The sequence below is a fragment of the Castellaniella sp. genome (genome assembly GCF_034674885.1).
In the GTDB taxonomy this organism is placed as follows: Bacteria; Pseudomonadota; Gammaproteobacteria; order Burkholderiales; family Burkholderiaceae_B; genus Castellaniella.
In genome coordinates this window covers 1-12,529 of record NZ_JAUCDS010000045.1, presented here as the reverse complement: position 1 = coordinate 12,529, position 12,529 = coordinate 1, and the positions used below count along the sequence as shown (strand labels likewise).

General features: G+C 61.6%; 14 protein-coding genes. 2 read left to right on the top strand and 12 right to left on the bottom strand.

Translation table 11 applies throughout. The features are described 5' to 3' along the window. Positions 1-104: 104 nt before the first annotated feature. The 12 genes from dmpE to VDP74_RS14980 form a co-directional block, all read right to left on the bottom strand. Positions 105-887, bottom strand: coding sequence for a 2-oxopent-4-enoate hydratase (dmpE, locus tag VDP74_RS15035; RefSeq protein WP_323000459.1), 783 nt, complete (start codon positions 885-887; stop codon positions 105-107). Then, positions 884-1,765: an alpha/beta hydrolase gene (locus tag VDP74_RS15030; RefSeq protein WP_323000458.1), complete on the bottom strand. Its 882-nt coding sequence runs from the start codon at positions 1,763-1,765 to the stop codon at positions 884-886. The genes dmpE and VDP74_RS15030 overlap by 4 nt, the downstream gene beginning before the upstream one ends. After that, the gene (locus tag VDP74_RS15025) at positions 1,746-3,200 is read right to left on the bottom strand and encodes a 2-hydroxymuconic semialdehyde dehydrogenase (protein ID WP_323000457.1); all 1,455 of its coding nucleotides are present in this window, start codon (positions 3,198-3,200) and stop codon (positions 1,746-1,748) included. The genes VDP74_RS15030 and VDP74_RS15025 overlap by 20 nt, the downstream gene beginning before the upstream one ends. Then, a complete protein-coding gene (locus tag VDP74_RS15020; RefSeq protein WP_323000456.1) occupies positions 3,197-3,703 on the bottom strand; it encodes a heme-binding protein in 507 nt (168 codons plus the stop codon). The genes VDP74_RS15025 and VDP74_RS15020 overlap by 4 nt, the downstream gene beginning before the upstream one ends. Positions 3,704-3,777: 74 nt before the next feature. Then, the gene (locus tag VDP74_RS15015) at positions 3,778-4,722 is read right to left on the bottom strand and encodes a catechol 2,3-dioxygenase (protein WP_323000455.1); all 945 of its coding nucleotides are present in this window, start codon (positions 4,720-4,722) and stop codon (positions 3,778-3,780) included. A gap of 25 nt (positions 4,723-4,747) precedes the next feature. Next, the gene (locus VDP74_RS15010; RefSeq protein WP_323000454.1) at positions 4,748-5,092 is read right to left on the bottom strand and encodes a 2Fe-2S iron-sulfur cluster-binding protein; all 345 of its coding nucleotides are present in this window, start codon (positions 5,090-5,092) and stop codon (positions 4,748-4,750) included. Between the two features lie 11 nt (positions 5,093-5,103). After that, the gene (locus VDP74_RS15005) at positions 5,104-6,168 is read right to left on the bottom strand and encodes a 2Fe-2S iron-sulfur cluster binding domain-containing protein (protein WP_323000453.1); all 1,065 of its coding nucleotides are present in this window, start codon (positions 6,166-6,168) and stop codon (positions 5,104-5,106) included. Positions 6,169-6,189: 21 nt separating this feature from the next. Continuing rightward, positions 6,190-6,546: a phenol hydroxylase subunit P4 gene (locus VDP74_RS15000; RefSeq protein WP_323000452.1), complete on the bottom strand. Its 357-nt coding sequence runs from the start codon at positions 6,544-6,546 to the stop codon at positions 6,190-6,192. Further along, a complete protein-coding gene (locus tag VDP74_RS14995) occupies positions 6,543-8,135 on the bottom strand; it encodes an aromatic/alkene/methane monooxygenase hydroxylase/oxygenase subunit alpha (RefSeq protein ID WP_323000451.1) in 1,593 nt (530 codons plus the stop codon). The genes VDP74_RS15000 and VDP74_RS14995 overlap by 4 nt, the downstream gene beginning before the upstream one ends. A gap of 29 nt (positions 8,136-8,164) precedes the next feature. Beyond that, a complete protein-coding gene (locus tag VDP74_RS14990; RefSeq protein WP_323000460.1) occupies positions 8,165-8,434 on the bottom strand; it encodes an MmoB/DmpM family protein in 270 nt (89 codons plus the stop codon). 27 nt (positions 8,435-8,461) lie between these two features. Then, positions 8,462-9,457 carry a phenol hydroxylase gene (locus VDP74_RS14985; protein WP_323000450.1) on the bottom strand — a complete coding sequence of 332 codons (996 nt, stop codon included), beginning with the start codon at positions 9,455-9,457 and terminating at the stop codon, positions 8,462-8,464. Further along, complete coding sequence (locus tag VDP74_RS14980; RefSeq protein WP_323000449.1) at positions 9,447-9,683, bottom strand: phenol hydroxylase subunit; 237 nt, start codon at positions 9,681-9,683, stop codon at positions 9,447-9,449. The genes VDP74_RS14985 and VDP74_RS14980 overlap by 11 nt, the downstream gene beginning before the upstream one ends. A 319-nt stretch (positions 9,684-10,002) precedes the next feature. Here VDP74_RS14980 and VDP74_RS14975 point away from each other — a divergent pair, with 319 nt between their 5' ends. Beyond that, entirely contained in the window at positions 10,003-11,700 is a 1,698-nt protein-coding gene (locus tag VDP74_RS14975; RefSeq protein WP_323000448.1) for a sigma 54-interacting transcriptional regulator, read from the top strand. Between the two features lie 15 nt (positions 11,701-11,715). Beyond that, positions 11,716-12,480: a GntR family transcriptional regulator gene (locus VDP74_RS14970; RefSeq protein ID WP_323000447.1), complete on the top strand. Its 765-nt coding sequence runs from the start codon at positions 11,716-11,718 to the stop codon at positions 12,478-12,480. The last annotated feature ends 49 nt before the right edge of the window (positions 12,481-12,529 follow it).

Sequence of the window (12,529 nt, the reverse complement as noted above, 5' to 3'; positions counted from 1 at the left end):
ACAGGTCGGTGCCGATATTGCCCGACCCGATCAAGGCACACCTGATCTTTTCCATTGTTTGACTCCGTTGATGAATAGATTCGCGTCGCGGCGGGCCGTGGCGCTTAATGAAAGCGCACCGAGCAGCTGCCGATGTCTCCGATCGTCACTCGCAGTTGGTCGCCAGCGGCAACGGGCACCATCGCCGCCAGGGATCCCGACAGAACGATTTCTCCGGCTTCCAGGCCGATACCCAGTTCCCCCAGCGTGTTGGCCAGCCAGGCCACGGCATTGGCGGGATGCCCCAGCGCGGCGGCACCGGCCCCGGTGGCCGTCACCTCACCATTTTTTTCCAGAACCATCCCGCAGGTGGACAGGTCCACGTCACGGGGATCCACCAGCCGGTCGCCCAGCACGAACACGCCGCAGGAAGCGTTGTCGGCTACGGTGTCCTGGATGCCGATGCGCCAGTTTTCGATGCGCGAATCGACGATCTCGAAGCACGCCATGACGCCTTCCGTGCCGGCGAGGACATCCGCTGCCGTGATTCCGGGGCCTTTCAGCGAGTGCTTGAGGATGAAGGCGATTTCGCCTTCCGCCTTGGGCTGGATCAGCTCGGCGGCGGCGATCGGCGCGCCTTCGCTGCGCACCATGGCATCGGTGAGCCAGCCGAAGTCTGGCTGGTGCACACCCAGCATGTCCATCACGGCCTGGCTGGTCACGCCGATCTTCTTGCCGATCACCCGTTCGCCATCATTCAGCCTCAGGCTCAGCATGGCCTGCTGGATGGCGTAGGCATCCTGGATGCTCATCCCGGGGTATTGGCTCGAAAGCGGCGGGATCGGCCGGCCCGCGCGCAAGGCCCGGTACAGCGTTTGGCCGAGCGTTTCGGTCGAGATCGTTTTCATGCGTCTGCCTCCTCGTGCAGAAAATCGCTCACCAGGCGGACGAAGCGGGTGCCATGCTCGATCTGCGTCCAGTGCCCGCACTGGCCGAAAACGTGCAGTTGCGAACGCGGGATCCAGTGCGCCAGCTGCTGCGAAACCGCCAGCGGAATCACGGTGTCCTCCCGTCCGTGCAGGATCAGGGTCTGATGGGGCAATTGGCGGATCGACGCTTCGTCGCTGGCCAGCGCGTCGATCCATCGTTGGCGGGGCGCCGGAAAGAGCGTGGCATAGGCCTCCTGCACGCCGGGCCGGATGCTGGCCTGGTAGCGCAGATGCGCGAGTTCGTCCGTCACCAGCGATCGGTCGTAGGCAAAGATGTCCAGCAGTTCGAGCATGTTCTCCAGCGACGGTGTGTATCCCCAGATCTTGTCCAGTGCGGGCGTCAGGGGAAAAGAGACTCCCACGCTACCCATGAGCACGAGACGGCGCACCCGGTCGGGGTGCCGGATGGCCAGGGCCAGGGCCAGGGCGCCACCGAAGGAGTTCCCGACCACATCGGCGCGCTCGATTCCCAGGGTGTCGAGCACGCCCAACGCCTGGCGAACCCAGATTGCGGGTAGACGGCCGGCATCGCCGCAGATCAGGGAAGAGTCGGGACTTTCGCTATAACCGAAACCCGCCATGTCCGGCGCGATGACCCGCGCCTGTCGAGAGAGCGCCGGGATCACGGTGCGCCAGTTTGCCCACGCGGAAACACCGGGGCCCGAGCCGTGGATCAGAAGCAGCGGATCTCCGGTGCCCTGATCGTGCACGTTGGTCCGCATTCCGTCGGCTTCGATCGTGATGCCGATTTCAGGGTTGGTGGCGTCTGCGGCGATTTCAGAGCTTGATGCAGACATTTTTCAACTCCGTATAGAACTCCAATGAATGCACGCCGCCTTCACGGCCGATGCCGGATTGCTTGGCCCCCCCGAACGGAGTGCGCAGGTCGCGCAGGAACCAGCTGTTGACCCAGGCCAGTCCCACTTGCATCCGGTGCGCCACCCGGTGCGCCCGGGCCAGATCCCGGGTCCAGATGGCCGTGCACAGGCCGTATTCATTGTCATTGGCCATGGCCAGCACCTCTTCTTCGGTATCGAAGGGAGCGATGTGGCAGCATGGGCCGAAAATCTCTTCTTTGATGACCCTGGCGTGCTCGGGCAAACCGGTCCAGATGGTGGGCTGAATCCAGGATCCGCCCCCATACTTGGGATCCAGGTCCGGGATGCCGCCGCCTGTCACGACGGTGGCTCCTTCTTCCACGGCCAGGCGGTAGTAGCTCAGGACCTTCTTCTGATGTTCCTGGCTGATCAGCGGGCCCATGTCGGTGTCCGCATCTTCCGGCACGCCGATTTTCATGGCCTGGGCGCGATCCTTCATGGCGACGACGAAGCGTTCGAACAAGGGGCGTTCGACGTAGACGCGCTCGGTTCCCAGGCAGACCTGGCCGCAGTTGGAGAAGGCTGAACGCACAGTCCCTTCGATGGCGGCATCGAAATCGGCATCGGCGAAGATGATGGCGGCGTTCTTGCCGCCCATCTCCATGCTGACTGGCCGGGCCCCTTTGGCGGCGGCTTTCATGATGGCTTCGCCCGTGCGTGTTTCGCCGGTGAAGGTGATGGCCGAGACCCCTGGGTGCGTGGTGAGGAATTCTCCCGCCGAATCAGGGCCGAAGCCATGCACGACGTTGTAGACGCCTGGAGGAATACCGGCTTCGTTCATCACTTCGCCCAGCAGTGCCGCGGTCTGTGGTGATTCTTCGGACGGTTTGACGACGACGGTGTTTCCGCAGGCCAGGGCGGGGCCCACCTTCCAGGTCATGAGGAGCAGCGGAAGGTTCCAGGGGCACACCACGCCGATGACGCCGACCGGACTGCGGTCGGCATAGTTCAGGGCGCCTGCTCCGTCGGGCGTGTTCATCTGGAAGGCCTGGGTGGCTTCGTTCTTGATGATGTCGGCAAAAATGCGGAAATTGGCCGCGCCGCGCGGAATGTCAATGCGGCTGGCCAGGCTGCGTGGTTTGCCCGTATCCGCGCATTCGGCCTCCAGGAAGGCGTCGAATCGGGCATTGATGCCATCAACCACCGCGTAGAGTTTCTCCACCCGCTCATCGACCGACAGGGCGCCCCAGGGGCCGTTCAATGCGGCTTTCGCCGATAGCACGGCCGCGTTGACCTGAGCCCGATCGGCTTCATGCACCCGCGCGATGACTTCGCCCGTCAGTGGCGACGTCTTGTCGAACTGGCGTGAGGAGGTCTCGTAGACGCCGTTGATGAAATTCTTGACTTCTTTCATGGAGTTTCTTCCAAGTGGTGTGGTGTTGATTCGCCGGATTCCGGTCGGTCGAGCCAGGCTGCTTGAAGGCCTGCACGCGCAATGGCTTCGTCTTCCTCTTCCGAACCGCCGGATACGCCGATTCCTCCCAGGCGCAGGCCCTGTTCCACGATGGGCAAGCCGCCGCCAAAGGCGATGAAACGGGGGCGTCGCAGCAGTCCGTCGCGCACCGCCGCCGAGTGATTCCTCAAGGCGTCCGGCCACTCGCGGGTCGCCAGACCGAAGCTGGCCGCGGTATAGGCCTTGTCGTGAGCGATGTCGATCGAGTGCAGTGGAGCGCCAGGCATGCGGATGAAGGCGGCGGGCAAGCCGGCCGAATCGACTACTGAAATGTTCACGGCGATCTGGCGGGCCTGGGCATATGCCACGGCGGCCTGGATGATCCGCAAGGCGGCGTCGGTCCGGACGATTGCCTGGGCCTGGCCCAGGGCAAGGGGCGGCGCGTCGGAAGGAGAAGCGCTCATGGCTCGGATTCCTGGAAGTAGGGGGGGCGTGGTCGCCGCCCGACTCTTGAGAGGAGGCGGGCGGCGAGCATGGGTCAGGTATAGACGTCGGTGAACGAGGCGACGAGCTCGCCCGTGTGGTAGAAGATCCCCGACCCGAGACGATCCTCGCTCCAGGTGGTTACCGGACGGTCCGGCTGTGCCAGATAGCCAAGGCCGGCAAACGTTTCGTTGCGATTGCCGCTGGGGTCGAAGAAATAGATCGTCTCGCCGCGTGTGATCCCGTGTCGTGTAGGCGCCACGTCGATGCGCACCTTGCGTTTGGCCATGACATCGGCTGCCTTGAGCACGTCGTGCCAGGAATCCAGGAAGAAGGCCATATGGTGGAAGCCAGAAGTGGGGCCGCCGACAAACGCGATGTCGTGCGGGGTGGTCGAGCAAGATAACCAGGTGGCTGCCTGGATGGCCCCTTCGGGGCCGACCATGACCTGCTCCGTCAGGAAGAAGCCCAGGCATTCCACCATGAAGCGGGTGTTCTCCGCGACGGTGTTGACGCCGGTTTCGGGGTTGAGTTCGCACATCAGGAGGCAGTGGTCCAGCCAGTGCGCGCCGGCGCCGCGTACGTTGTCGGGCCAGGGGTCGGGGTTGATGGTGCCGACCTGCGTGCCGACCAGTGCCTTGTGGGCGTATAGGTACATGTCGTGTCCGCTGGGCAGCTTGAAGGCCAGGATGCGGCCTGTGTCGGGCAGCGTATTCTCGGGCAGCCAACGGGTGCCGATCCCCCAGGCTTCAATGCGTTCATGCAAGGTGTCGAGGTCGCTGTCCTGGCGTACCTTGAAGGCCACATGGTCCATGCCGGCCCGATCCGAAGGCGTGAGGATGACGGAGTACTTGTCCCATTCATCCCAGCACTTCAGATAGACATCCCCCTGTTCGTCCTCGTGGACCTTGTACATGCCCAGGGTTTTTTCATAGTGCTCCACCGCCTCGGGCATGTCCATCACACGCAACTTGACGTGACCAATCCGTAATACGTTCATCTTCTGTCTCCTTTCATGGGTTCCCTCAAGGGGTATCGTTTGAAACTTTTTTCAGAGAAAAAGGCTTGCTCAGCCGCTGGCAGACCTGAAGGCGCACGGGGCTGACAGGGGCCGCCCGGCAGGCCAGGGTGTAGCCTTGAGTCTGTTCGTCGGCGCTCACATGTGCGGCGCTGATCGGGCCCAGTGCCCGCACGTCGCCTTCAATGATCCGGACCTTGCAGACCCCGCAGCCGCCGTTGGTGCAGCCGCTGGGGATGCCGCGCCGGCCTAGCCTCAGCATGCCGTCGAGCAGACTTTCCCTGGGGCGGCAACAGAAACGCTCCCCAGTCTGGATGATCTCGATCTCGACGCCTTGATCTGGAACGGACATGCCGGGCTCCTTCACACACGCTTGAACAGGGGGCTGCGCGCCCGATCGGAATCCGCCGCCGAAAGGAATTTCTCGGTATAGATATCCTGTTCGAACAGACGGCCGCGCATCAGGGTTTCGATGCAGGCCTCGATCATGGCCGGGGGACCGCACAGATACGCCTTGTGTCCGGCAAAGACGTGATCGAAGTATTCTCCGGCGACTTCGTGAACGAAGCCCTGCGCCCCCGGCCAGCCGGTACTGCCGTGCGCGTCCGAGAGGGCCGGAATGTAGGTGAAGTTCGGGTGCCGTTGCGCCAGCGCGCGAAACTCGGCGTCGTAATACAGCTCGTCCTGGCTGCGTTGTCCATAGATCAGGGTGATGGGATCCCGCCTGTCCGAAGCCAGCAATTCCAGGATCATGGCGCGTGGGCTCGACAGTCCCGATCCTCCGGCCATGAAGATCATGGGCTGATGAGCCGACTTGCGCACGAAGAACCGGCCGTAGGGTCCGGATATCGTCAAGGGGTCTCCGGCCCTGAGCCGCTCGTGCAGCCAGTGCGTCCCCGCTCCGCCCTTGACCCGGCGGACATTCAGTTCGATCTCCTGGGCGTGGCCCGAGGCGTCGGGCGGGGTGGCGATGGAGAAGGCGCGCCGCTGCTCCAGTCCGGGAATCTCCACCATGACGTACTGGCCAGCCTGGTAGCGAATCGGCTGGTCGAGTGTGAAATGGAGCGCCTTGATCGTCGGCGTGAGCGTTTCGATGCGGGTGCAGGTCGCCTGGAAGTCCTTCACCGGGATGATTTCCACGTCGGGATCGTCGTCGAAGTCAGCTTCGATCGTGGCGTCCGATTCCAGCGTGGCGCAACAGGCCAGCGTCATGCCGTCCTCACGTTCCATCTCCATCAGCGCGAAGGGGTTGGCCGCCCCATGGTCGACCATCCCTTCCAGCACCTGCACCTTGCAGGTGCCGCACAGGCCGTGACCACAGGCATGCGGAATGTAAACGCCTTGACGCAAGGCGGCATCCAGCAGAGTCTGGTCCGCCTTGACATCGATGGTCGTTCCCAGAGGTTCAAGCGTCAGTTGATAGCTCATGTTCTCGCTCCGGTGGCGGGTTCAGCTGCAAGAGCCTTCAATGCCGTTCAGGCCGGGAGTGCGAAAGCGGATGACCGACTTGTGGCCCAGGCCGTTTTCTTGCAGCGAGAGGGCGAGGTCCGGATGCCACTCCTGTCCCGAACGCTTCCACTCGACGGTGTTCCAGTCGATGCGGGAGAAATCCGGATGCTGGCCGTAGACCCCTGGCAGCACCTGGTGGATCAGGTCGCCGAACGGCATCTCGGCCGGCAGGGGCAGGGTCACGGGCGAGCAGAACAGCAGATGGTCTTCCCAGCCGATGTAGAGCAAGGGGCTGGGGAAGTTTTCCCGGCGGTCGGCCGCCGGAAATTCATAATGGGAAATGGCCTGGACGCTCATGCTGCGGCTCCTTCCGGGGAGGTTTCGGGGGCGTTGGCGATGGCGTTGTCTGCCTGGCCGCGCCAGGCCGCAAAATTCTGCTGGTCCGGCGAGCCTTCGAATTCCATGTTGTCGCTGCCTTTTTCCAGTTCGTACCAATCCAGCACGGCCTCCAGCGGATTGAAGCCGGGAGCGCCCGGGTCGGCATCCGGTTTGAAGCAATGCCCTTGGTATATCTGGTGCACTGGCAGCCAGGACTGGACGAATTTTTCGGGCTCGTGGTCGAAGATGTCCTTGCAGCCGTCGCTGCAGAAATGATAGGCGTCCCCCAGGTAGGTGCTTTCGCGGTAGCAGATCTTGGTCGGATCGTCCGGTTCGGTGAACACCATGGGGATCTGGCACGTCGTGCAGAGCATGGGCAAGGTGTTGTTGTAGAACCGGCGGCCCGCTTTCTGCTCCGCGCGCAGATATTCCAGGCGGGGACGGTAGCGTTCGTTGAAGCTGGGGTATTTTTCAGCCAGCCATTGCATTTCGCTTTCCTCCGGAATCCAGGTATGGAAGGCGGCCGCATGGGTGTAGTTGTAGAAAGTGTTCCAGGCCTGATGGCTCAGGTCGTCCTTGACGGCGCAGGCTGCCTTCCAGCCCTTGGGTTCGCGGATGCCGTAGCGGGCGAGATCCCGGAACAGGGCGCCGCCGTTCTCCTCGGCATACATTTCCCAGGCTTCGCGCCAGCTCATCACGCGCTTGGGCAGCATGTAGTCCTGCATCATGGCGACCAGGGTCAGAACGCGAAAACCGCGCCAGAACCACTTGTCGATCCATCGCTGCACGATCGGGACATTGCCCGGATCCTGTTCCAGGATGAACTTGATGCATTCGATGCCCAGCGTCATGTGACGGGACTCGTCGCTTTGGGCGGAGAAGCCGAATGTGACGGTGGACATGTCCCCGTTATGCGCCGCGCCCGACATGAACGGCACGAACAGCAGGTTGGTCAGCACATACTCGAAGGAGAAACTGACCGCGGTCAGGAATTCGAAGGGGCCCGAGGACAGGGCGTCTTCAAAGAAAGACTTGGGTACCGACAGATACCAGACCCGGTCGAACCAATGGCTGCCGTTATGCAGGCCGTTGAAGTATTTGTTGTAGTTCGACAGTGCGTGAGTTTCGGTCTGGAAGTGGCGCAATTCGTCGATTGCCTGCATTTGCGCCGCCACGCGCGCGCCAGCCCCTGTCAGGTGCCGGCCGGCATGGGCGAAGCCACGGTGAGCGTAGTATTCCAACGGAGTCACGCCCTGCATGAACAGTTTCAGCGCGTTGATATAGCGCGCATCGCTGACGCCCAGCTGGCCGTTGTTCTGGGCAAAGGCCTCGATGACGGCGTAAAGCTTCTTTTCTTTTTCTCCCTGGTATTTCCAGTAGGCGTCCATCGTCATGCGAAAGGGATCTTCCCATTTGTCCCAGTCGTGGATCTTGATTCCTTCGAACTTGTCGTAGGGGAAGACCCGGTCCATGGGCTGATAGCTGGTTTCCCAGGCAAGGTCGCGGGTCATGACCCGGTAACGGTCCTTCAGTCCCAGTTTTTTTCGATTGGCGGATGTCGTATCCATGTCGTTTGCCTCCGTGTTGTCGTATCGGTTCAGCCGTTCCACGTCAATGAGAACTCGTCATCGCTTTCGTCGACGTTGCCCGAGAGCGTGACCAGATTGATGTGGATTTGCTGCAGGTCGTAGTCCTGGCCGGTTTGTGCTTCGATGCTGGAGCGGCGGATGCTCAGATGCCCCGGGGCTTCGATCCGCACCAGGCCGGGGGGATAAGTGGCATCGGCTGCCGGGTTGTCCGCTAGGATGGCGTCCACGACGGGGCGGGACTCCTCGTTGTCCTGGAAGGCGATGAAAACTTTCGAGATGGGGGCGTTCATTTCTGCTCCTTGCGCTCAGTCCAGAAAACCCAGCTTTTGCGCACGGGCGTCGAGTTGTTCCCGGACGGATTGCAGGATCACGGGTCCGTCTTCGCCCAACGCCAGATTGGCGATCGGGGATAACGCTGATTGCGCCGCCTGGATTCCGGCTCCGTACCAGGCGCCCAGCAGGCGGGCATTGTCCTGGCTCTCAGCCGCGCAAGTCTTCAGGACGGCGTCCACCCAGGCGGAGGATTCGAGATGCCATTCCGTCATGAAGGAACAGAGCATGGCGACGGCGCTGCCGCCTTTCAGGGTCAGGTGGTCATCGACGAAATGGGTGTAGATCAGGGGGTACAGCAAACCGTCCAGTGCCAGGTTCTGCGCCACCATCAGGTGCAGAGGATCCTGGATGACGAGCGTGTCCTCGACGTGCCTGCGCAGGGCCTGCCAGCCGGGGGCGTCCATCCAGTCCTGCTTGCCGGCATTCAGAACCTCGGGCTCGCCCAGTACTAGGCCCAGGCGGGTCAGGTATTGGGCGATGCTCAGATGATCCAGCGCATGCATCAGCGCCGGCGCAGTCAGCGGTGCTCCATAGCCGCGCGCGCAGATCTGGCTGTTGTTCATGTTGCCTGCCCAAGCCACGTGTCGCAGCGGCATCAGGACCTGGCAGGCCAGGTCTTGGGTGGTAGACGGCATCCTGGCGATCAGATCGCGTGACTGGACAAATTTGTAGTTGGCTTCCACCGCCTCCTGTTGGCGGGCTCGGGTCATGGTCCAGGTAGCGTAGTAGTACTGGCGCGGGTCACGCAGCACGTTCCAGTCGGCCATCCGGATGGCGGTGCGAGCCGGATCGAACAGTTCGAACTCCGGTTCCCAGGTGGGGCGGTAATGGAAGTTGTGCGTGGGTTGCGCCCCCAGCGTGGCTTCCTGGTAGCGCGATGCGGGCTTGCCGTCTCCTGTATAGGTGGCCACGCGCGCAAAAGTATGGCGCAGGGGCTGTATCTGTCGTGCTTGCAGATCAATGTTCATGAATCTGGTCTCCTGTTGTCGTCATGTTCTGGATCGAGTGGGTCTTGCAGAAGGCCTGGAAGTCCGCTTCCGGCAGCATGAGTTCGACGCTCAGCTCGGGCCAGCCGATGGAGAATTCGAATTCCACGAAACCGTTGGCCCGCCGGGATAGGACATGCACGCTGCGTCGCGCCATGTCTTCCGCAGTGGCTGGTCGTAAATCGCTGATGAGGCTGAGGCTGGACATATGTGCTCCTTTGCTGGCGCTTGACTCCCTACATGCAAACGGCATGCCAACTTTCCTCGGAACCACAATATTGTCGATAAAATTAGGGTTTACCATGATCAATTGCTTGTTATTTCAATGATCCATGTCTCTTGGTTCTGGGTGATTGAAGAGAGGCGTGAGCACTATATGGGAAGGAATTTGCTGAAATGATGCGGTTCAAAGAGATGGATTTTGATCATTTGATGAATTTTTTCTGAGATCTAATTTTTTTCTGTCAAATCGATCGGTCATGACATAAGATTGTTTTGATTCAATCATTATCGATAATCTAATAGCCATGACTCCGTTATCCATGCCATCGAACCGCGATATCCGCCGCCTGGTGCGTTTCTCGACTGAAGATGGCCTCATCTGGTTGGGAGAACAGCGGATGGTGTTGCTGCATCTCGCCTCGTTGCAGGCCATACGCCATGAGATGATTGCTTTCGTCGGGCCCCTGCATGCCCGCCGGCTCCTGATGCGCGCGGGCTATGCGGCTGGCAGCCGGGATGCGGCCCTGGCGCGTCGGGTGCGTCCCGATGCTTCGCTGCTTGATGCCTTTTCGGTCGGCCCCCAATTGCATATGCTGGAGGGTGCGGTCCGGGTTTCGCTTCTGCGGTTCGATGTCGACCTGTCGAAAGGGCATTTGTTGTGTCGAGTGCGCTGGGACGACAGTTGGGAAGCGCATGCGCATGCTCGTGAGGAAACGGGTCCGGCCGAGCAGCCCGTCTGCTGGATGCTGTTGGGCTATGCATCCGGATACACCAGCCAGTTCTTCGGCCGCAGGGCGCTGTTCCGCGAGATCCGGTGCGCGGCTTGCGGCGCTCCGCATTGCGAGATCGAGGGGCGGTTTCTCGACGAGTGGCCGGACGCTGGCCAACTGCTCAGGGATTACGAGGAAGATTCCATGCTCGAACGCCTCGAACAGCTGCATTCGCAGGTCGAGGCCTTTCGCAATGAGAATCCTGTCAGCGACGACCAGGGCCTGCTGATCGGGCAAAGCCCGGCCTTTCAGGAAACCGTGACTTTGCTGCGCCATGCGGCACCGACGTCCGTGAGCGTTTTGCTGACCGGGGAAACGGGGGTTGGAAAAGAACGATTCGCCCGGGCATTGCATGCCATGAGTCCGCGCGCGGATAAGCCGTTCGTCGCCATCAATTGCGCAGCCTTGCCGGCGGAGCTCATTGAAAGTGAACTGTTCGGATCGGAAAAGGGCGCTTATACCGGAGCGAGCTCGGCTCGGCTCGGGCGTTTCGAGAGGGCCAACGGAGGGACCTTGCTGCTCGATGAGCTGGGAGATCTGCCTTTGCAGGCTCAGGCAAAATTGCTGCGATTTCTGCAGTCGGGGGAGATCGAGCGCCTGGGGGGGCACGAGACCAGGCGTGTGGATGTGCGTGTCATTGCGGCAACCAATGTTGATCTTGAGCTGGCTGTCGCCGAAGGGCGGTTTCGCGCCGACTTGCTGTATCGGTTGAATGTTTACCCCATCCGCATTCCCGCTTTGCGTGAACGTCCGGAGGATATCGAGCCGCTGGCGCGCCATCTATTGCAGCGAGTCATGTTGCGCCATGGAAAACGAGTGGTCGGCTTGAGCGACCGGGCTTTGGTGGCCTTGCGGACTTATGGCTGGCCGGGCAACGTGCGGGAACTGGAAAATCTCATCGAACGCGGCCTGATCCTGACGCCGCCAGGCAGGCAGATCGACGCTTCCGTTCTGTTTCCCAATGCGGGTGATGATGGTGCTTCGACGATGGCCAAGGTCGATGCCAGCGGGCAGCTGGATATCCGGCCCGAGGCGCCGCCGGATCTGACGGCTTTGATACTGGATGCGATGCGGTCGAAGGGGCTGTCGCTCGAAGCGCTGGAAGACAGCCTGCTGCATGAAGCCGTGGCGCGGGCGCGTGGCAGCGTGTCGGCCGCCGCGCGCAGTATTGGCCTGACACGGGCCCAGTTGAGCTATCGACTGACGCAGCGTGCCCAGAAGGCACAAAAATAGTGGGCAGGATCCGCAATGGCAAAACGACCTTTTTCATCCGCCGAGCATGCGCTGGGACGTCTGGTTTCTGGCGTGGGCAATGATGTGCAGGGCAACCAGGCCCGCACCTTGACGGAGCTGACCTATGCGCGGCTGCGTCGCGATATCGTCGAAGGGCACCTGGTCTCGGGAAGCAAGTTGCGGATCGAGCATTTGCGCGAGCAGTACGGTGTCGGCGCCGGTACGCTGCGTGAGGCGCTCACCCGGCTGGTCAGCGATGCGCTGGTCACCGCCGAGGGACAACGTGGTTTTCGCGTGGCTCCGATGTCCTTGAACGACCTAAAGGATCTGACTCGCTTGCGGGTCCAGATTGAAATCGAGGCCTTGCGCCTGTCCATTCGCCATGGAGACCAGGTGTGGCGAGAGCGGCTTGAACAGGCCTTCCAAGCGCTTTCTTCCCTGGAGACACCGATCACAGGGGAAACCCGGCCTGCCTGGGAAGAGGCCAACATGCAGTTCCATGAGGCATTGCTGGCCGGCCATGGATCGGAGTGGACGACCCGTGTCCTGCGCTTGCTTGCCCGTCATGGAGAACGCTATCGCAGCTATGCCATCGGCTTGCGGGATCGTCATCGTGATGTGCATGCCGAACATGAAGAAATCTACCGTTATGCTTTTTCCGGCCAGGAGGCGCGCGCTGCTCTGGCGCTGGAAGCGCATATCTGGGCGACCCCTCAGTTGCTGATCCAGGCCCTGCGCGATGGCCGGGCGGATTTTCCAGCGTCGGATCGGAGCCCATGAAAAAAGCTCCCGAAGGAGCTTTTTTCATGGGTGGGTGCGGACCATCCGA